The sequence below is a fragment of the Enterobacter cloacae complex sp. FDA-CDC-AR_0132 genome, assembly GCF_003010695.1.
Lineage (GTDB): Bacteria > Pseudomonadota > Gammaproteobacteria > Enterobacterales > Enterobacteriaceae > Enterobacter > Enterobacter ludwigii.
Genome location: NZ_CP027618.1, coordinates 1,996,365 through 2,014,029 on the forward strand (window position 1 = coordinate 1,996,365; position 17,665 = coordinate 2,014,029).

The 17,665-nt window shown below is 56.7% G+C and carries 21 protein-coding genes; 4 read left to right on the top strand and 17 right to left on the bottom strand.

The features are described from left to right. Positions 1 to 32: 32 nt before the first annotated feature. Positions 33 to 923 (bottom strand): MurR/RpiR family transcriptional regulator, encoded by an 891-nt coding sequence (locus AM379_RS09655; RefSeq protein ID WP_014168252.1) that lies wholly within the window; start codon positions 921 to 923, stop codon positions 33 to 35. Positions 924 to 1,274: 351 nt separating this feature from the next. Here AM379_RS09655 and rpiB point away from each other — a divergent pair, with 351 nt between their 5' ends. Both rpiB and yjdP read left to right on the top strand, forming a co-directional pair. Further along, positions 1,275 to 1,724 (top strand): bifunctional allose-6-phosphate isomerase/ribose-5-phosphate isomerase RpiB, encoded by a 450-nt coding sequence (rpiB, locus tag AM379_RS09660; protein ID WP_025206372.1) that lies wholly within the window; start codon positions 1,275 to 1,277, stop codon positions 1,722 to 1,724. A gap of 69 nt (positions 1,725 to 1,793) precedes the next feature. After that, entirely contained in the window at positions 1,794 to 2,117 is a 324-nt protein-coding gene (gene yjdP / locus AM379_RS09665; protein ID WP_014168254.1) for a DDRRRQL repeat protein YjdP, read from the top strand. 54 nt (positions 2,118 to 2,171) lie between these two features. Here the strand turns inward: yjdP and phnP are convergent, their stop codons facing one another. The 16 genes from phnP to AM379_RS09745 all read right to left on the bottom strand — a co-directional run bounded on the left by phnP (position 2,172) and on the right by AM379_RS09745 (position 13,823). Further along, positions 2,172 to 2,930, bottom strand: a complete 759-nt coding sequence (gene phnP, locus AM379_RS09670; RefSeq protein WP_106503644.1) for a phosphonate metabolism protein PhnP — start codon at positions 2,928 to 2,930, stop codon at positions 2,172 to 2,174. 9 nt (positions 2,931 to 2,939) lie between these two features. Then, the gene (gene phnO / locus AM379_RS09675) at positions 2,940 to 3,374 is read right to left on the bottom strand and encodes an aminoalkylphosphonate N-acetyltransferase (RefSeq protein ID WP_014168256.1); all 435 of its coding nucleotides are present in this window, start codon (positions 3,372 to 3,374) and stop codon (positions 2,940 to 2,942) included. Next, the gene (phnN, locus tag AM379_RS09680) at positions 3,367 to 3,918 is read right to left on the bottom strand and encodes a ribose 1,5-bisphosphokinase (protein ID WP_106503645.1); all 552 of its coding nucleotides are present in this window, start codon (positions 3,916 to 3,918) and stop codon (positions 3,367 to 3,369) included. The genes phnO and phnN overlap by 8 nt, the downstream gene beginning before the upstream one ends. Then, positions 3,915 to 5,051, bottom strand: coding sequence for an alpha-D-ribose 1-methylphosphonate 5-triphosphate diphosphatase (gene phnM, locus AM379_RS09685; protein WP_106503646.1), 1,137 nt, complete (start codon positions 5,049 to 5,051; stop codon positions 3,915 to 3,917). The genes phnN and phnM overlap by 4 nt, the downstream gene beginning before the upstream one ends. Further along, positions 5,048 to 5,728: a phosphonate C-P lyase system protein PhnL gene (phnL, locus tag AM379_RS09690; protein ID WP_020882817.1), complete on the bottom strand. Its 681-nt coding sequence runs from the start codon at positions 5,726 to 5,728 to the stop codon at positions 5,048 to 5,050. Before phnL ends, phnM begins: the two co-directional genes overlap by 4 nt. A gap of 9 nt (positions 5,729 to 5,737) precedes the next feature. Continuing rightward, entirely contained in the window at positions 5,738 to 6,493 is a 756-nt protein-coding gene (gene phnK, locus AM379_RS09695; protein ID WP_014168260.1) for a phosphonate C-P lyase system protein PhnK, read from the bottom strand. Next, entirely contained in the window at positions 6,490 to 7,335 is an 846-nt protein-coding gene (phnJ, locus tag AM379_RS09700) for an alpha-D-ribose 1-methylphosphonate 5-phosphate C-P-lyase PhnJ (protein ID WP_014168261.1), read from the bottom strand. The genes phnK and phnJ overlap by 4 nt, the downstream gene beginning before the upstream one ends. Continuing rightward, positions 7,328 to 8,392 (bottom strand): carbon-phosphorus lyase complex subunit PhnI, encoded by a 1,065-nt coding sequence (locus AM379_RS09705; RefSeq protein WP_106503647.1) that lies wholly within the window; start codon positions 8,390 to 8,392, stop codon positions 7,328 to 7,330. Before AM379_RS09705 ends, phnJ begins: the two co-directional genes overlap by 8 nt. Continuing rightward, complete coding sequence (gene phnH / locus AM379_RS09710) at positions 8,392 to 8,976, bottom strand: phosphonate C-P lyase system protein PhnH (protein WP_014168263.1); 585 nt, start codon at positions 8,974 to 8,976, stop codon at positions 8,392 to 8,394. Before phnH ends, AM379_RS09705 begins: the two co-directional genes overlap by 1 nt. Then, positions 8,973 to 9,425 (bottom strand): phosphonate C-P lyase system protein PhnG, encoded by a 453-nt coding sequence (gene phnG, locus AM379_RS09715; protein WP_106503648.1) that lies wholly within the window; start codon positions 9,423 to 9,425, stop codon positions 8,973 to 8,975. The genes phnH and phnG overlap by 4 nt, the downstream gene beginning before the upstream one ends. Then, positions 9,426 to 10,151, bottom strand: coding sequence for a phosphonate metabolism transcriptional regulator PhnF (gene phnF, locus AM379_RS09720; protein ID WP_020882813.1), 726 nt, complete (start codon positions 10,149 to 10,151; stop codon positions 9,426 to 9,428). Positions 10,152 to 10,171: 20 nt separating this feature from the next. Continuing rightward, positions 10,172 to 10,951, bottom strand: a complete 780-nt coding sequence (gene phnE, locus AM379_RS09725; RefSeq protein ID WP_025206369.1) for a phosphonate ABC transporter, permease protein PhnE — start codon at positions 10,949 to 10,951, stop codon at positions 10,172 to 10,174. A gap of 52 nt (positions 10,952 to 11,003) precedes the next feature. After that, entirely contained in the window at positions 11,004 to 12,020 is a 1,017-nt protein-coding gene (phnD, locus tag AM379_RS09730; protein WP_032679405.1) for a phosphonate ABC transporter substrate-binding protein, read from the bottom strand. Positions 12,021 to 12,044: 24 nt separating this feature from the next. Then, positions 12,045 to 12,833: a phosphonate ABC transporter ATP-binding protein gene (gene phnC, locus AM379_RS09735; protein WP_014168268.1), complete on the bottom strand. Its 789-nt coding sequence runs from the start codon at positions 12,831 to 12,833 to the stop codon at positions 12,045 to 12,047. A 136-nt stretch (positions 12,834 to 12,969) separates the two neighbouring features. Then, positions 12,970 to 13,407 carry a VOC family metalloprotein YjdN gene (yjdN, locus tag AM379_RS09740; RefSeq protein WP_014168269.1) on the bottom strand — a complete coding sequence of 146 codons (438 nt, stop codon included), beginning with the start codon at positions 13,405 to 13,407 and terminating at the stop codon, positions 12,970 to 12,972. A gap of 80 nt (positions 13,408 to 13,487) precedes the next feature. Beyond that, positions 13,488 to 13,823 (bottom strand): zinc ribbon domain-containing protein YjdM, encoded by a 336-nt coding sequence (locus tag AM379_RS09745; RefSeq protein ID WP_020882810.1) that lies wholly within the window; start codon positions 13,821 to 13,823, stop codon positions 13,488 to 13,490. A gap of 596 nt (positions 13,824 to 14,419) precedes the next feature. Between AM379_RS09745 and crfC the strand changes: the two genes are divergently transcribed. Further along, on the top strand, positions 14,420 to 16,774 hold the full coding sequence (gene crfC, locus AM379_RS09750; RefSeq protein WP_106503649.1) for a clamp-binding protein CrfC: 2,355 nt from the start codon (positions 14,420 to 14,422) through the stop codon (positions 16,772 to 16,774). Beyond that, positions 16,771 to 17,649: a diguanylate cyclase regulator RdcB family protein gene (locus AM379_RS09755; protein ID WP_014168272.1), complete on the top strand. Its 879-nt coding sequence runs from the start codon at positions 16,771 to 16,773 to the stop codon at positions 17,647 to 17,649. The genes crfC and AM379_RS09755 overlap by 4 nt, the downstream gene beginning before the upstream one ends. The last annotated feature ends 16 nt before the right edge of the window (positions 17,650 to 17,665 follow it).

The window sequence follows — 17,665 nt, forward strand, 5'->3', positions numbered from 1 at the left end:
GATCCCGCTAATACGGGATCAACCTTTTATCTTTACTTCAGGGCGCCAGGGGAGAAGAAATCCACAATAGCACCGGTTTTTTGCATGTTGAGTGTGGCCTGTTGAATATTCTGTTGTGCAACGGATACAAATAAAGCATCTAATAGTGTGAGTTGTAATATACGCGCGGAGGCGTTACGCCCTAATAAAGGGGTCTCTGGTGCTGGCGAACAAATAATATAATCAGCGAGTTTGGCAATGGGTGAATGATAGCTATGGGTAATGCAGATAATCTTCGCACCGTTCTTTTTCGCTAACTCTACTGCGGCTTTCACATCGCTGGTGCGTCCTGAGTGTGTTACCACCAGCACTACGTCTCCCTCTTTCAGCAGCGATGCTGACATCATCATGATATGGGCGTCCTGATAGGACTGGCAGCGCACGCCGATACGTAAAAACTTGTGCTGGATGTCGGCACAAATGGCGTTAGAGCCGCCGACGCCGTAGAGATCGCGCTGGTTAGCCTGAGCGAAGAAACGTGCTGCGCGATGAATTTCATCCACATTAACAATCGACTGGCCTTCCATAATGGTGCGAAGCGTAATGTTGAACACTTTATTAACCACATCCTGTGGCGCTTCATCAAAGGCGAGTTCAGCGGGGAGCACCTGCTCGGATTGAGAGAAGTAGTCCACAAGCGCTGCGCGCAGAGTACGAAAACCGCTAAACCCGAGCAGCTTGGCTACTTTGACGATCATCGCTTCCGAGACCAGCAGTGTTTCGGCAACATCTTTAATTGCCGGCGCACCGCTCAGGTTACCTGGCTGAAGCAGCCAGTCGACGATACGGCTCTCGTTGTCGGTCATCCCTTCCTGTTTCATACGCAGGTAAGGTGCCAGACCGATGCCATTAGGCAGCTCTTTTTCAAATTCTGACTGACTCATCGCTCTCTGTTGTCCTTAAAAATGAAGACGACACTATATCATCACAACCTTCCCGGGAAATATGTTGCCAACTTCACAGTATTTATAAATTCATAAAGTTTTATTGGTTGTGAAGTTTTGGGCTGTGCGTTGTTGCTTCATTCGTTGTAAATCAATTACTTAATTTCTTTGGCATTGAGTGGACTAAGACTTACAGGCAAACTTAACCATCAGGTCAGGGTTGAAATGCGATCCTCAGGGGTGTAGAACACGCTCAGAACGCGATGGTTTTGTGGTTTTATTGCACAACTAACCGGTCTTAAATCACAAAATACATCGCGTTCGTAAAGTTTACTCACTGAGAGGCAAATCATGAAAAGGATTGCGTTTGGTTGCGATCACGTTGGCTTCATACTGAAAGAGGACATACTGGCCCATCTGCATGGGCGTGGCGTAGAGGTGGTGGATAAGGGTACCTGGTCGCCCGAACGCACCGATTACCCGCATTATGCCAGCGCTGTTGCGACCTCCCTGCTCGACGGTGAGGTTGATGGCGGCATCTTAATTTGTGGTACCGGCGTTGGGATCTCTATTACGGCCAACAAATACCCCGGCATTCGTGCAGTGGTATGTAGTGAGCCTTATTCTGCGCAGCTTTCAAGGCAGCATAACAACACCAATATCCTGGCATTTGGCTCACGTGTTGTTGGCCTTGAGCTGGCAAAAATGATTGTCGATGCCTGGCTCAATGCAGAATTTGAGGGCGGGAGACACCAGGTGAGAGTGGAAGCGATAGGGGTGATTGAACAGGCGCAGAAATGAGATTCCTCCGCTACCCCAGCCAGCCGTTGTTCATTACCGTAAGGCCAGTCCACCTGCGAGTCTGGTCTTATGAAACGTTACTCTACCGCTCTGTTATTTGGTCTGCTGTCACTTACCAGCCAACTGGCTCACGCCGATGTTATTGATGAAGCCATTGGCAATATTCAGCAGGCGATCAACGATGCCTATAACCCCAGCAGCAGTCGCAGTAGCGATGATGACGACGATCGCTACGATCGCAGCCGCCAGACCGACAGCCGTCAGTATGACGATCGCCGCAGGCAACTGGAGGATCGCCGTCGCCGTCTGGATGAGCGTCAACGCCAGCTGGATGATGACAGACGTCAGTTAGAAGAAGATGAACGCCGGTTAGAAGACGATTACGATCGCTGATACGCGCGGTTTAGCATCCATACGCCTCGCCCTCTCATTCAGAGAGGGAGTGACCTAATCCAGCAACAACGTCATTCCGTCATATCCCGCCTCGAACCCGTCGGGTAGCGGGTTATCCATCATCCATACGTCGAACTGATGACTGATATGGGTCAGGATCACCTGCGGACAGCCGATGATCTCATTTAAGGCAATAACCGTATTCAGATCGCAATGGTTGCGCGGCGTTTCGTCACGCGGCTCGTGGCTGCAGTCGATGATCATCGCCTGCGGCCGGTTATTGAGCAGGAATTTTACCGTTTTATCGGGTAATCCGGCGGTATCGGAGAGCCAGGCCACGCGGCTGTGGGCGGACTCCAGCAGGTAGCCAAAGGTGATTTTCGAGTGATTCAGCGGCAGCGGCGTGACCCGCAGGCCCTGCAGTTCAAACACCACAAACGGCTCTACCGTATGGCTGAAATCCAGAATCCCCGGGTGTTTAAACAGGTCGTCACACCCCGACTCGTCTGGCGGACCGTACACCGGAACAGGGGCACCGACGCCCCAGCGCAGGGGGAACAGCCCCTGGACGTGATCCATATGGTAGTGGGTCAGTAAAAACTGCTGAAAGCTGCCTGCCGGCCAGTCGTCCATCAGGTGCGGGATACCGGCGTCCAGCAGCGTTACCGCATCGTTGAATTTGACTACCGCGCTACAGGGGCGACGGCGATGGTTTTCCTGCAGACGCGCCCGGCGACACGCCGCGCAGTCGCAGCCAAACACCGGCACCAGCTGAGCGCTACCGGTTCCCGTTAACGTAATCGTCAGACTCATCGTGCACCTCTACAACAGTTTGGTGAAACGAAAATGGCTCTGCGTATACCCTTCACGCGCATAAAAACGGTGAGCGTCCAGGCGCTTCACGCTGGTGGATAGCTCTGTCAGTTCAGCGCCCGCCTGCCGCGCCACGTTCTCCGCCCAGGCCAACAGCTGGCTGCCCACCCTGAGACCGCGCGCCTGCGGCATGACCACCAGCTCCTGGATCTCGCCAATCCATCTGGCGTGGTGCAGGTGAAACTGCATATGCAGGCCAATCATGCCCACCACCTGGCCGTTTAATTCAGCCAGCTGGTAACGCATATTGTGGTCCTGCAGATTGGCAAGATACCCGGCGTGGAACGCCTGATGATCAAACTCACTCTGCTTGAGTTCGCAAATCAGCGCGTAAACAATCTGCGCATCGTCGGCAGTGGCGGGGCGAAGCTGGCAGTCAGGCATGCTGTTTCTCCTTCTGACGGATAAGCGTTAAAAAGTTATCGACTGACTGTAGCAAACTTCCGTCGTTATTGAGGATATGACTGTTCGATGGGGTATAGCGCGCCGCACGTTCAAGCCGCTGCTCGATCTCTTTGGCGTTTTCGCGACCCCGGCTCTGCAACCGGCTGCGCAGCACATCAGGCGAGACCTGCAGACAGACCGGCAACAGCGCTGCTTCATAGCGGGCGCGCGCTTGTTGAAGGTGTGCGCGTGAGCCGTTGACCAGCACGTCGAACCCGGCGTGCAGCCACAGGTCTGTCTCGATGCCTATCCCGTAGTAATAACCGTTGGCGTGCCAGCTGAGCGCCAGCAGATTTTGCCCGGCGCGCGTGAAAAATTCCGGCTCGCTCAGGGCGATATGGTTCTCACTCCCGGCATTCGCCGCACGGGTGATATAGCGGTGCGCAACCAGAAGCTGGGGATGTTCCCGCTGCCGTAACGCGGACAGCAGGCTGTCCTTACCAGAGCCTGACGGCCCCATTAGCCAGATTAATCTTCCCATCAGAACACCCGTTTTCCCTGACGCCAGACGTGGTCGATATGGATGTGCTCGCCCTTACGGTGAACCAGCACCAGATCCGCCCGTTTACCTTCAGCTATCTCTCCACGATCGTGAAGATTAAGCGCCGTTGCCGGGTTTTTCGTTACCAGACGAATCGCCTGCGGCAGCGTAAAGCGATTGTTTTCGTCAGCCGCGACCCGGAAGGCGGCGTCCAGCAGGCTGGCGGGGTAGTAGTCGGACGAGAGGATATCCAGCAGACCTAGCGACGCGAGCGCGCTTGCCGCCACGTTGCCGGAGTGGGAGCCGCCGCGCACGATATTCGGCGCCCCCATCAGGACGTTCATGCCGTGGGTGCGTGAGGCTTCTGCTGCTTCAAACGTGGTGGGAAATTCAGCGATTACGCTGCCAAGCTGGTGCGATTCGCGCACATGTTCATGCGTCGCATCATCATGGCTGGCTAAGGCAATGTTGCGATCCCGACACATGGCGGCAATGGAGAGCCGGTTTGGTTGAGACCACTGGGCAGCAAGCTGTCGCTGTTCCTCTTCATAACGCGCCATTTCCTCGTTGGTCAGCGCGTATTTTCCCTGATAGTACTCGCGGTATTTCTCTATTCTGGCGAACTGACGCTGCCCCGGCGAGTGGTCCATCAACGAGACCAGTGAGACCGGCTCGCGGTCCACCAGCTTTTCAAACAGCGGCAGAGTGGTGTGATGCGGGAGTTCACACCGCAGGTGCAAACGATGCTCGGCGCGGTTAAGGCCGCGTTTTTGCGTCTCTTCCACGGCGTTGATCATCTTCTCGAGGTTTTCCAGACGGTCGCCGCCGTCGCGCACGTCGCCAATCGCTACGGCGTCCAGCACGGTGGTGATGCCGCTGGCGACCATCAGCGCGTCATGGCTGCTCATTGCGGAATGAGCTGGCCAGTCGACTTTCGGACGCGGGGTAAAGAATTTATCCAGATTATCGGTGTGCAGTTCGATAAGGCCCGGCAGCAGCCAGCCCCCTTCACCGTCCATCGCTTCCGGGGCAAGGCTCTGGGTTTCCGCAAAGGCGCGGATCTCTCCGGCCTGGATCTCAATCGAGCCATCAACGACTTCATTTTCCAGCACCAGCTTTACGTTATTCACGATCATGCGAGCGTCCCCATCGGGTGCAGCCTGTCTGCGACGCGGGAGCGAACGGTGTCGTCGTGGAAGATCCCCACGATCGCCGCGCCGCGTGCTTTGGCCTGTTCGATCAGTTCAACCACCGCCGCGCTGTTCTTGCTGTCGAGCGAGGCAGTGGGTTCATCAAGCAGTAAAATCGGGTAGTCGACGATAAACCCGCGAGCGATATTCACCCGCTGCTGCTCGCCACCGGAAAAGGTCGACGGGGCAAGGTGCCAGAGGTGTTCCGGTACGTTCAGGCGCGTGAGCAGGCCGGCGGCTTTCGCGGCGCAGGTTTCGCGCGGAACGCCCAGGTCCAGCAGCGGCTGCATGACCACGTCCAGGGCGGAGATCCGTGGGATCACCCGCAAAAACTGGCTGACCCAGCCGATCGTCGAGCGGCGCACGTCCAGCACCTTACGCGCCGGCGCCTGCACCAGATCGACCCATTCATTGCCATGACGAATATAGATGTGGCCTTCGTCCGGCAGATAGTTGGCGTACAGGGAGCGCAGCAGCGTCGATTTGCCGCTGCCGGAATGGCCGTGCAACACCACGCATTCACCCTTGCTAACCTCCAGAGAGGCGCTGTGCAGGACCGGCAGGCGCACGCCGTTTTGCTGGTGGAGCACAAAGGTCTTACTGACATTTTCTACGCGGATCATGGGGGCCTCTTAATTCTGCAATACCGATGACACCAGCAGCTGGGTGTACGGATGATGGGGATCGTCGAGTACGCGGTCGGTCAACCCACTTTCCACCACCTGACCCTGCTTCATCACCAGAAGACGGTCCGCCAGCAGGCGGGCAACGCCTAAATCATGGGTGACAATCACCACGGCCAGGTTCAGTTCCACCACCAGGCCGCGCAGCAGGTCGAGCAGACGCGCCTGAACGGAGACGTCCAGCCCACCGGTGGGTTCGTCCATAAACACCAGCTTCGGGTGAGTGACGAGATTGCGGGCAATCTGCAGGCGCTGCTGCATACCGCCGGAGAAGGTGGTGGGCAGGTCATCAATGCGCGAGGTGGGGATCTCCACATCGCTCAGCCATTGCTGTGCCGTGGCGCGGATGTTGCCGTAATGGCGTGCGCCGGTGGCCATCAGCCTTTCACCGATATTGCCTCCGGCCGAGACCTGCCGGCGCAGGCCGTCCATGGGATGTTGATGCACCACGCCCCATTCGGTGCGGAGCAGGCGACGGCGTTCGGCCTCGCTCATGCCGTACAGCGACCGGCCCTCATATAAAATGTCGCCCTTTTGCGGCGTCAGTCGTGCAGAGATAGATTTCAGCAGGGTGGTTTTGCCCGAGCCGGACTCGCCGACAATGCCCAGCACCTCGCCCGGCCACAGCTCAAACGAGACGCCGCTGAAGCCTTTGCCCGGCGCGTAAAGGTGGGTCAGGTTATTAACCGAAAGCAGCGGTTTCATTGGCTTTTCGCCTCGCTCTGTTGGCGGCAGAAGTCGGTGTCGGAGCAGACAAACATCCGTTTGCCCGTGTCATCCAGCACCACTTCGTCCAGATAGCTGTGTTTTGAGCCGCAAATGGCGCACGGCTCGTCCCACTCCTGCACCGTAAACGGGTGGTCGTCGAAATCGAGACTCTCCACACGGGTGTAAGGCGGTACGGCGTAGATGCGTTTTTCACGCCCGGCACCAAACAGCTGCAGGGCAGGCATCATGTCCATCTTCGGGTTGTCGAATTTGGGGATGGGGGACGGGTCCATCACGTAGCGTCCATTGACCTTGACCGGATAGGCGTAGGTTGTGGCGATATGGCCGAAGCGGGCGATATCCTCATACAACTTCACCTGCATGACGCCGTACTCTTCCAGGGCGTGCATGGTGCGGGTTTCCGTTTCACGCGGCTCGATAAAGCGCAGGGGCTCCGGAATAGGCACCTGAAAAATCAAAATCTGATCTTCCGTCAGCGGCGTTTCCGGAATGCGGTGACGGGTCTGGATCAGCGTCGCATCTTCGGTTTTTTCGGTGGTATTGACGCCCGTCACGCGTTGAAAGAACTGGCGAATCGACACGGCGTTGGTGGTGTCATCAGCCCCCTGGTCGATGACCTTCAGCACGTCCGACTCGCCGATGACGCTGGCGGTCAGCTGAATGCCGCCGGTACCCCAGCCGTAAGGCATGGGCATTTCGCGGCCGCCGAACGGCACCTGATAACCGGGGATAGCCACCGCTTTCAAAATGGCGCGGCGGATCATGCGTTTGGTTTGTTCATCCAGATAAGCAAAGTTGTAGCCGCTTAAGTTAGTCATGTGCGCGCTCCCGTTGCAGGCGTTTCAGCAGTTCCAGTTCGGCCTGGAAATCGACGTAGTGCGGCAGCTTGAGGTGGGAAACGAAGCCCGCGGCCTCGACGTTATCCGCATGGGCCAGCACGAACTCCTCGTCCTGCGCCGGGCCCGAGACCGCTTCGCCGTAGTCCGGTGCCTGCAGGGCACGGTCGACCAGCGCCATCGCCATCGCCTTGCGCTCACTCATGCCGAACACCAGCCCGTAACCGCGGGTAAAATGCGGGGCCTCGTTCTCGGGGGCGACAAATCCATTCACCATTTCGCATTCGGTCATGAGCAGTTCACCGACGTTCACCGCAAAACCCAGCTCTTCGGGCACGATCTCGACGTTAAGGTAGCCGCTACGAATTTCCGCTGCGAACGGATGGTTGCGGCCGTAGCCACGCTGGGTGGAGTAGGCCAGCGCCAGTAAATACCCCTCGTCGCCGCGCATCAGCTGCTGCAGGCGCGACGAGCGTGAACAGGGGTAAACCGGCGGCGTGCGGGTGATGTCGTCAGGTTGCGCGCCAGTATCGTCTTCGGCCTTCGCCAGACCCTGTTTCGCCAGCAGGCTAAAAACGTGCGGGGAGGGAACCGGCTCTGCATCCGAGGTGCTCAACAGGGGCGTTTCGCCGTTCGCCAGCAGGGTGAAATCCAGCAGACGGTGGGTGTAGTCATAGGTGGGCCCAAGCAACTGACCACCGGGGATGTCTTTATAGACCGCCGAAATACGACGTTCCAGACGCATTTCTGCCGTATTGATCGGTTCGCTCACCGCCAGTTTCGCCAGCGTGGTGCGATAAGCACGCAGCAGGAAGATGGCTTCGACGTTGTCGCCGCTGGCCTGTTTCAGCGCCAGCGCCGCCAGTTCGCGATCAGCGACGCCGCCTTCAGTCATTACCCGGTCGACGGCCAGATTGAACTGCTGCTCAATCTGGGTGACGCTGAGCTCGGGAAGCGCGTCATCACCCCGTCGTCTGTGCGCCTGCAAGGCATGGGCGGCGGCGATAGCCTTCTCGCCCCCTTTGACGGCAACGTACATCAGCACACCTCCACATGAGTGGTACGAGGGATGGCCAGCAGGCGTTCTCCGCAGGTGAGGATCAGGTCAATACCGAGTGGGAACGGATGCGGGCGTTCGGTCAGTTCATGAATGATGCACTCCGGCAGCTGTGGCGCGACCATGCGCTCTTCGGCAATACCCGCCCCCGTGAGGCGCAGCATGCGGCCACCGCTCAGGCTTGATACCTGCAAAATCAGCGTGGCGCTGGTCTCCGGTGCCACCGCGCTTCCTTCGCTCAGGGCATTAAGCTGCTCGTGGCTGATTTGCTCGTCGGCCACGGCAAACACCGCCTGCCGGGGTTGTTCAACCAGCGGGGCGTTGGTATGAAAGCGCAGGTTCTGGCTGGCGATATCATTCGATAACGCGCCAGAGAGCCACACCGGGGTGTCGTTGTCGGCGAGCGTCAGCAGTACGCTGGTGGTCGCCAGATTCAGCGGCAGCCAGCCCTGAGAGAGCTGATGCAGCGAGACGATGACGCCCGGTTCGCTCATGGCTTTCAGCAGGCGACGAAAACTTTGTTGGGCATCCTGGACGGCCAGGGTAAAAGCGGGTTGAAGCGTCATGCGTTATCTCCGCGAACGAGCGTAAAGAAGTCGACCCGGCTGGTGTTTATCTGGGCCTGGCGGGCGGCAATCAGTGCAGCACGGTCGGCTTCCAGCGGGGCAATAAGGGTTTCCATCAGGGGCTGGAAATGAGGTTGTTCCTGTAACAGGGCGTCAATCACCGCGCAGCGTTCGGCGTGTGGTTTGTCGCGCCCGAGCACGTAGCTGTAGCCCAGCGTGCCGCTGTTCAGGCGGATCACTGCGCGGGTGAGGGTGGCATCGCCGGCGAAGAAGCGCTCACCGGTACCGCCCATACGTGCCTGGATCTGCACCAGACCGATTTCCGGCGCGCGGATGAGGTCATATTCCGGCGTCAGATTCAGCGCCTGTATGCGGTCCGAAAGCGCAGCGGGCTGGCTGTGCGCCAGAACGCCCATCCAGCGCTGGCGGGTGGAGGTGTCGAAATGCATTCAGTGCTCCATGGTGAATTCGATCATGTCGGCGCGGGTCAGGCTGACGGAGTATTCCGTCGCGTCTATTTCGCCGTCACGGTGGTTGAGGGTGCGAACGCAGAGCAGCGGAGCCATGTTGGGGATCTCCAGCACTTTGCTCTCTTTGGCCTGCGCGCGGCGGGCGCTGATGCGCGTCTGGGTACGTTTAAGCGCGATGCCAGTGGCATCCTGAAGAAAATCATGCAGCGAGCCGCTGGAGAAATTTTGCAGCACCGGCCACAGCGCCAGGTCGGCGAAGTAGTGGTCTATCTGGCACACCGCCACGCCGTTGACCCGACGCAGGGTACGCAGGTGGATAACATTGTCGCCCTCCTGAATGCCCAGCGCGTCCGCGACGTGGCTTGAGGCCGGACGCAGCACCGACAGCAGTTTTTCGCTGGTCGGGTGGCTGCCCTGATCCAGCAGGTTCTGGCTAAAACGCGCCTGCGCATTGAGCGGATAGTCAAACGGGCGCATCAACACCAGCACGCCGACGCCCTGACGGCGCTGCACCCAGCCGCGCTCGACCAGCTGATCAATGGCGCGGCGCAGCGTGTGTCGGTTCACTTCATAGCGGTCGGCAAGCTGCTGCTCGGCAGGCAGGTAGTCTCCGCAGCGGTAGTGGGTGCGAAGTTCCACCTCGAGCTTTGCCGCTATCTCTTGCCAGCGGGTAGGGTAACTGGTCGGATGTCTGGATAAGTGCATACAAATCAAAGCCTCGCTTCTCAGATGAAGTGCTTACGCAAACGTTGAGACATAAAATCCAGCAGGCTGACGGTGATGATAATGAGCACCATCAGAGCGCAGGTTTGCTGGAACTGGAACCCGCGAATCGCTTCCCACAGCGTGACGCCAATACCGCCTGCGCCCACCATGCCGACGACGGTGGCGGAACGAACGTTGGATTCGAAACGGTACAGGGAGTAGGAGATCAGCAGCGGCATCACCTGGGGCAGTACGCCGAAGAGAATCTCTTCAATTTTGTTGGCGCCCGTAGCGCGGATCCCTTCGACCGGGCCCGGCTCGATAGCTTCCACCGCTTCGGAGAGCAGCTTGGAGAGCACGCCGGTGGTATGAATAAACAGCGCCATCACCCCGGCGAACGGACCCAGGCCGACGGCCACCACGAACAGCATGGCAAAGACCATTTCGTTGATGGCGCGGCAGGCGTCCATCAGGCGACGCATCGGCTGGTAAATCCACCACGGTACGATGTTCTCGGCGCTCATCAGGCCGAACGGAACAGAAAGGATGACGGCCAGAGCGGTGCCCCAGACGGCGATTTGCAGAGTGACCGCCATTTCGCTGAGGTAATCCTGCCACTGGCTGAAATCAGGCGGGAAGAAGTCGGCGGCAAAAGTGGCCATATTGCCGGCATCTTTAAACAGCAGCAGCGGATCCATTTCCGCGCCCTGCCAGGAGATAACGAGCACCGCAAGCAAAATGGCCCAGCTAAAAAGCGAGAACCAGCTGCGTTTCGGCGGTGGGAGGGTGATGGTTTGCATGTGTGCCCCTTTGGTCTGAATGCCCTCTCCCACCGGGAGAGGGCGGTAAGCGTTATTGCACCGCTTTATTCACGCTGCTCATGGCGCCGAGCGCCGCGGTCAGGCGGTCAAGGTCTTCGAGCTGAGCCTGAATCGCGGCCACTTTGCTGCTCTTCTCCTCATTCTTCAGGCCCTTGTTGTCCTTCACGCCCTGCATCTCTTTAAACAGCGCCAGCTGGCGAATCGGGACCAGCTGCAGGTCGCTTGACGGGCGGAAAGGTGCCCAGCCCAGGCGTTCCAGAACCGTTTTTTCTTCCGGCGTTTTGCCGTAATTCATAAAGAAGTCGTACACCTTGTCTTTGGTGGTCTCAGACAGGTTTTTGCGCCAGACAATGGGGTCGCCCGGGATCAGAGGGGATTTCCAGATAACCTTCAGCGCTTTCAGCTTGTCCGGTGCCGAGGTTTTCAGCTTGTCGAGGTTTTCGGTGTTGTTCGTGGCGACATCCACCTGCTTATTGGCCACGGCCAGCGCGTTGGTTTCATGGCTGGCGTTCACGGTGCGCTTAAACTCGCTGGCAGAGGCGTTGTTTTTAGCAAAGACGTAATAGCCCGGCACAAGGAAACCAGAGGTGGAGTTGGGATCGCCGTTACCAAACGTCAGCTCTTTACGTTTGGCGAGCATGTCGTTCAGGTTGTTGATGGGGCTGTCTTTATTGACGATCAGCACGCTCCAGTAACCCGGAGAGCCATCCGCGGCAACGGTCTGGGCAAAGACCTGGCCGTTCGCGCGATCCACCGCTTCCATGGCGGAGAGGTTACCGTACCAGGCGATGTCGACTTTGTTAAAGCGCATCCCCTGGATGATGCCCGCATAGTCCGGGGCGAAGAAGGCGTTCACTTTGATCCCCAGTTTGGTTTCCATATCTTTCAGGAACGGTTCCCACTGAGGTTTCAGGTTCTGCTGTGATTCCGTCGAAATAATGCCAAAGTTCAGCGCTTTTTCCTGCTCCTGGGCGTACGCAGGGCTTAACAGAGTGCTTATGCTGAACATGCTGGTAAACGCCAGCGCGGCAACGGCTTTGTAGCTCATGTACTTTCCTCGGATCGGTTTTAATTAAGCAGCCTGCGCGTTCTCTTCGACGCGGTTAATGCTGCGGTAGAGATGGTCGAAACGGTCGTTATCAAATTGATGGCTTGGGCCATCAAAGAACACATGCCCCTGACGCAACGCGACGATGCGCTCGCAATAGCGCAGGGCGTAATCCACCTGGTGCAGCGTCACCACCACGGTGATGCCGTCGTTGAGGTTGATGTCGCGCAGGGTTTCCATCACGATGCGAGCCGATTCCGGGTCCAGCGAGGCGATGGGTTCATCGGCAAGAATGATTTGCGCTTTTTGCATCAGGGCACGGGCGATAGCCACGCGCTGCTGCTGTCCACCGGAAAGTGTGGAGACGCGCTGGTGGGCGAAATGCGCCATTCCGACGCGGGTCAGCGCCTGCAACGCTTCCTGCTTTTGAGAGGGGGAGAACCAGCGCAGACAGGTACGCCAGAACGGGGTGCTGCCGAGCGCGCCAATCAACACGTTCTCCAGTACCGTCAGGCGATTGACCAGGTTGAACTGCTGGAAGATATAGCCCGTCTGGGCGCGGCTTTTGCGGATATCCCGCGCCAGGCGTCCTGCACGCTGCACGGTGTTGCCCAGCAGCTCGACGTGGCTTTCTGAGGTCTTATCACAGGTGATAAGGCCGCTTAAATGACGCATAAGGGTGGATTTACCAGAGCCGGATGGCCCCAGGAGCGCCACCATTTCGCCCTGCTGGACGGTCAGATCAACGGCATGCAGGGCCTTGTTGTGATGAAAGGTCTTGCTCAGTTTCTCGACGCGGATAACAGTTTGCATATGCTGGGCCTCACGATAAATGTGGCCTCATGCTGGCGCATCAATATGACATTTGGGTTAAGTCTCGGTTGCGGGAGTTTGAAGAGTTAAGGGGAGTTTGATGACAGGCGGGGGCAGACTGCCCACCGCCAGAAGATCACTGCTGTTGCTTAACGACGTTAATCATCCACGGCACGCCGTATTTGTCGGTGACTTTACCGAAACCGTGCGCCCAGAAGGTCTCCTGCCAGGCCATTTCGATATGGCCTTCCGCGGCCAGATTGTCGAACCAGCGTTTGCCTTCCGCCACGTCCTGGGTGTCCAGCACCAGCGTGAACCCGGCATACTGCGCTTTGCTGCCGGGCGGCTGCCCATCACTCATCATGATATCGCTGCCCGCAATGCGAACATTCGAGTGGGCGATCGCCGAATCCGGAAACTGCATGCCAGACGGACAGCCTTCTTCGCTGCTGTCGCCTTTTGGCATTTCACCGAAGGTGATTTTATAGAGGAGCTCTGCGCCGACGGCGTGCTGATAAAAGGCGGAGGCCTCGGCACAGTTACCGGCGAAAGAGATGTAGGGACTTAACGGCATAATCTATACCTCACGTAAGAAGAGCCCGTTAAGTGTAGTTCTCGCCAGCCCGGTAAGCGAAGCGCCACCGGGCGGGTAAATCAGTTCTTTTTCACAAACTCTGATTTCAGTTTCATCGGGCCAAAGCCGTCAATTTTGCAGTCAATATTATGGTCGCCTTCTACCAGACGGATATTCTTCACTTTAGTGCCGATCTTCAGCATGGAAGAGCTGCCTTTAACCTTCAAATCTTTAATCACGGTGACGCTGTCGCCATCAGCCAGCAGATTACCGTTCGCATCTTTTACAACAAGCGTATCAGTATCGTGCGACGGCTCGGCGTCATTCCATTCGTGAGCGCATTCCGGGCAGATGAACATGCCATTATCTTCATAGGTGTATTCAGAATTGCATTTCGGGCAGTGTGGGAGTTGCATAAGGATATCCTCAAAAAGTGCGTAACACGCTGGAAAGTGCCAGCAAAATGACGGCTGGGTGCCGAAAAAGGGGGCAAGTATAACGCAAATCCACACCGTTGTCGGTGATATTCTATTTAAAAAAAAAGCAAAAAGCGTGTCGCCAGTGACATTTCCTGTCAGTCAGTTAAGCGATGCTTACGGCATTAACACGGTGGAAAGAAATGGCAGTAAATATATCGAATATTTTATTGCAGCAAATTGCTACGCACCTCCATTTCGGATAAGGTGAAGCGACACATTGTTATTTATCTCCTGACTTCCCCGTCATCCATATCTTATGGCGGTGACGCATTACCTCTCTTTTTAGGTGGGTAAATAATGATGATATATCCTGAAGTTTCTTAAAAATGGGCCAGGCTTTTATCTTTTGGCTGTCATGCCAGAGGGGAAGCTTTACACGCCATGCAAGGATAGCGATTTATTTCTGATTATCTTCAATCAGTTATATTTCGGTGAACATGTTTTCCACACGTGATCATATAAGCCTGAACAACATAATTAAAACCAGTGGCTTAATAAAAGTAATAAATTTGCGTTAAGGAAAGGCTTTTATCATGCACACACAGACCATTTTTGAATTAAGCCAGGAAGCAGAGCGTTTGTTACAGCTCGCCCTGCAAAATCTTGATACGTTGAAATCAATGCCGACGGCGAAGCTGGAAAGCACCGCCGCAGCCATTACGGGTGAAAAGAACAACGTTTTACCTTTGCATTTTAGTGCGCGGGGTGTCGAAGCCCAGCAGGCTATGCTGAATAATGAATTACGGAAAATAACCCGTCTGGAAATGGTGCTGGCAATTGTGGGCACCATGAAAGCGGGGAAATCGACCACCATTAATGCCATTGTCGGAACCGAAGTGTTGCCGAACCGCAACCGACCGATGACGGCGCTCCCGACATTGATCCGTCATACGCCGGGTCAGAAAGAGCCGGTGCTCCATTTTGCTCACGTCTCTCCTATCGATGAATTAATCCTCCTGTTACAGAAAAAGCTCTGCGATTACGATCGCGGGAATCTGGCGCAGCGTCTGGAAATTGATAAGGACATGATTACGCTGCTGGAAAGAATTGAAAAAGGTGAGGCTTTCGAGAAGCATCACCTCGGTGCGCAGCCGATATTTCATTGTCTGAAAAGCCTTAACGACCTGGTGAGGCTCTCACAGGCGTTGGGCGTCGAGTTTCCGTTCTCTGAATATGCGGCCATCGAACACATTCCGGTGATTGAAGTGGAGTTCGTGCATCTCGCGGGTCTGGATGCCCACCTTGGGCAACTGACGCTGCTTGATACCCCCGGGCCGAATGAGGCCGGGCAACCGCATCTGCAAAAAATGCTGAGCGAGCAGTTATCCCGCGCGTCGGCGGTGCTGGCGGTGATGGATTACACCCAGCTCAAATCGATTTCCGATCACGAGGTCCGGCAGGCTATTTCAGTCGCCGGTAAATCGGTTCCGCTGTATGCGCTGGTCAATAAATTCGATCAGAAAGATCGTAACAGCGACGATGAAGAACAGGTTAAAGCGATGATCTCCGGCACCTTAATGAAAGGGAATATTTCGCCGGGGCAAATTTATCCCGTTTCGTCGATGTGGGCGTATCTGGCGAACCGCGCCCGTTATGAGATGACTACCCACGGTCAGCTACCGGATCACAAGGAGCAGCGCTGGGTTCAGGATTTTGCCGAAGCCGCGTTGGGACGCCGCTGGCGTACGGAGGATTTGGACGACATCGACCATATTCGTCATGCTGCCGATTTGCTGTGGGAAGATTCGTTATTTGAACAGCCGATCCGCAAGCTTATTTATGCTGCCTATGCCAATGCATCGCTCTTCGCTCTGCGTTCGGCGTCGCATAAGCTGCTTAACTACGCCCAAAATGCCCGGGAGTACCTCGACTTCCGCTACCAGGGGCTGACGGTCGCTTTTGAGGCGCTGGAACTGAATATCGCGCGCCTGGAAGAGGACATGGCGCTGCTGCATACGCGTCAGCGCGTGGTGAGCGACGAAGTGAAGCATGAAGTGGAGCAGGCGCTTAACGCCACCGCTGACTTTATGATGTCGCAAAATACTTCCCTCCAGCAGGCAATTAGCCATGTGTTTAGCGCCCGCTCTGTTCTCGACCTGGCTGGCATCGAACCGCGGGATCTTCGCCGTGACGAGCCGCAGGCGCTGAAACAGCTGGTACTGGATGATGAAGGGCAGGCGCAAATTGCGCTGAGTAAAATCCGCTCCTCCTGCGAGCTGATCATGCTGGATGCGCAGACGAAGATCGGCCGGGAGCTGGCGTTACGCTTCGATCAACTGGAGTCGACGCTGGCGCGCTCGCTGAATGAAGCCATGCGGCCAATCGAAACGCGTATTAAAGAACAACTCAGCCATGCGGGTTTTCGCGCGCGGATAAGCTTCCCGGCGTTTCAGGCGCATCAACTTAATTTCAACACCCGGGCGCTGTTTAACGATGCCATTGCGCAGGACCACCGCCCGGCAGGCCAGCCAGCGGGCGCGGCGAGCATGCGTGAAACCGTCTCTCGCTGGCTGAATAACCCGGGCTGGGGCTGGGAAGATTATGTTGTCGCACGCACACGCTATGTCATTGATATTGAACAGCTGCATGAAAAATTCAAGCAGCATATCGATCAGTTCTGTGAACAAATCCGTAAAGCTTTGACCGCCCAGGTCGATGTCTCTGTTACGGCGGGGATGGCAACGTTCTTTGCGGAATTTTCGTTATGCCTGACCGGGTTACAGGAAAGTTTGCGTGATAGCCTCGCAGTACGTCAGCAAAATGAGCATTCGACCCGAGCGCTCAGCCAGCTGTTAAAGCAAAGTATCACGACTGCGACGTGGATACAGGAAGATACCCGACTGTTACGCGATGATATTCAAACCCTATTCGCGGCAGAACAACCATGACAACACAACTACTGGACGGCCCCGGGCGAACGCTGGAGTGTATTCATCCAAAATTTATGGTCGATCTGGTTCAGGGGGTAGACGCGGCGCGTCATCCCCACCCGGGACCACAACAGCTGCAGTTTCGTGAGCGTTTGACCCAGGAGATCATGACGCATACCCGGCTACGGCCCTGGGCGATGGCGGGTATGCTTAATGAAAATGCGGCGCTGCGCCTGGGGCTGGCGGAAAAGCTGGCCGGTATGCTTGACCCCGGGCACCTTGCGCTGACGCTGATGGCAGACAAATTGATTGCGCTGCGTCAGCAGACTAACCCGCGGGCCCAGCAATCGCCCGGCCTGATTCAGCAGTACGCTGAGCTTTCCGCTCATTTTACGCAACGAGCCGCCTATAAAGAGAAGGCGCTCTCCCAGCGAGGGCTGACGGTGCAGGCGGGTGAGCACAGCGAACAAATTTTTACCCGCTGGCGAGCCGGTCACTACGATGGCTGGTCGCTGGCCGGGCGTTGCTATGTCGTCCTGGAAGAGCTGCGCTGGGGCGCATTTGGTGATGCCTGTCGCCTGGCGAATGAAGATGTGGCGGCGATGCTCAAGGATAACTTACGCAGTATGGCGGCAAACTATCTTGCGCAGGGCATCAACGCTTCTCCTTCCACCCGCCATTTCTACCATCAGTGGCTGACAACGCCCGCGTCGCCGGGACTGATAGATCATAAAGACATGCTCGGCTGGCTGGGCGACTGGTGTCAGGCGGATAACCATCCGGTGAGCTGGTCGGTGACGCAAAGCTGGCACACTGTCGCGCTGGGTATGCCGAGGCTGTGCTCGGCAAAACGGCTTGTGGATGGGATGGTGGAAGAGATTTTTGGTGGCTGAAATCCCCCTCTCACCG

What these genes read in the sequence shown, in the direction of transcription:
- yjdP (WP_014168254.1), top strand. Translation starts at nt 1,794, where the DNA reads ATGAAACGTTACTCTACCGCTCTGTTATTTGGTCTGCTGTCACTTACC.
- phnP (WP_106503644.1), bottom strand. Translation starts at nt 2,930, where the DNA reads ATGAGTCTGACGATTACGTTAACGGGAACCGGTAGCGCTCAGCTGGTG.
- phnD (WP_032679405.1), bottom strand. Translation starts at nt 12,020, where the DNA reads ATGAGCTACAAAGCCGTTGCCGCGCTGGCGTTTACCAGCATGTTCAGC.
- phnE (WP_025206369.1), bottom strand. Translation starts at nt 10,951, where the DNA reads ATGCAAACCATCACCCTCCCACCGCCGAAACGCAGCTGGTTCTCGCTT.
- AM379_RS09705 (WP_106503647.1), bottom strand. Translation starts at nt 8,392, where the DNA reads ATGTACGTTGCCGTCAAAGGGGGCGAGAAGGCTATCGCCGCCGCCCAT.
- phnH (WP_014168263.1), bottom strand. Translation starts at nt 8,976, where the DNA reads ATGACGCTTCAACCCGCTTTTACCCTGGCCGTCCAGGATGCCCAACAA.
- AM379_RS09655 (WP_014168252.1), bottom strand. Translation starts at nt 923, where the DNA reads ATGAGTCAGTCAGAATTTGAAAAAGAGCTGCCTAATGGCATCGGTCTG.
- phnL (WP_020882817.1), bottom strand. Translation starts at nt 5,728, where the DNA reads ATGATCCGCGTAGAAAATGTCAGTAAGACCTTTGTGCTCCACCAGCAA.
- crfC (WP_106503649.1), top strand. Translation starts at nt 14,420, where the DNA reads ATGCACACACAGACCATTTTTGAATTAAGCCAGGAAGCAGAGCGTTTG.
- AM379_RS09745 (WP_020882810.1), bottom strand. Translation starts at nt 13,823, where the DNA reads ATGCAACTCCCACACTGCCCGAAATGCAATTCTGAATACACCTATGAA.
- phnO (WP_014168256.1), bottom strand. Translation starts at nt 3,374, where the DNA reads ATGCCTGACTGCCAGCTTCGCCCCGCCACTGCCGACGATGCGCAGATT.
- AM379_RS09755 (WP_014168272.1), top strand. Translation starts at nt 16,771, where the DNA reads ATGACAACACAACTACTGGACGGCCCCGGGCGAACGCTGGAGTGTATT.
- phnM (WP_106503646.1), bottom strand. Translation starts at nt 5,051, where the DNA reads ATGATCGTGAATAACGTAAAGCTGGTGCTGGAAAATGAAGTCGTTGAT.
- phnF (WP_020882813.1), bottom strand. Translation starts at nt 10,151, where the DNA reads ATGCACTTATCCAGACATCCGACCAGTTACCCTACCCGCTGGCAAGAG.
- phnJ (WP_014168261.1), bottom strand. Translation starts at nt 7,335, where the DNA reads ATGACTAACTTAAGCGGCTACAACTTTGCTTATCTGGATGAACAAACC.
- phnK (WP_014168260.1), bottom strand. Translation starts at nt 6,493, where the DNA reads ATGAAACCGCTGCTTTCGGTTAATAACCTGACCCACCTTTACGCGCCG.
- yjdN (WP_014168269.1), bottom strand. Translation starts at nt 13,407, where the DNA reads ATGCCGTTAAGTCCCTACATCTCTTTCGCCGGTAACTGTGCCGAGGCC.
- phnG (WP_106503648.1), bottom strand. Translation starts at nt 9,425, where the DNA reads ATGCATTTCGACACCTCCACCCGCCAGCGCTGGATGGGCGTTCTGGCG.
- phnC (WP_014168268.1), bottom strand. Translation starts at nt 12,833, where the DNA reads ATGCAAACTGTTATCCGCGTCGAGAAACTGAGCAAGACCTTTCATCAC.
- rpiB (WP_025206372.1), top strand. Translation starts at nt 1,275, where the DNA reads ATGAAAAGGATTGCGTTTGGTTGCGATCACGTTGGCTTCATACTGAAA.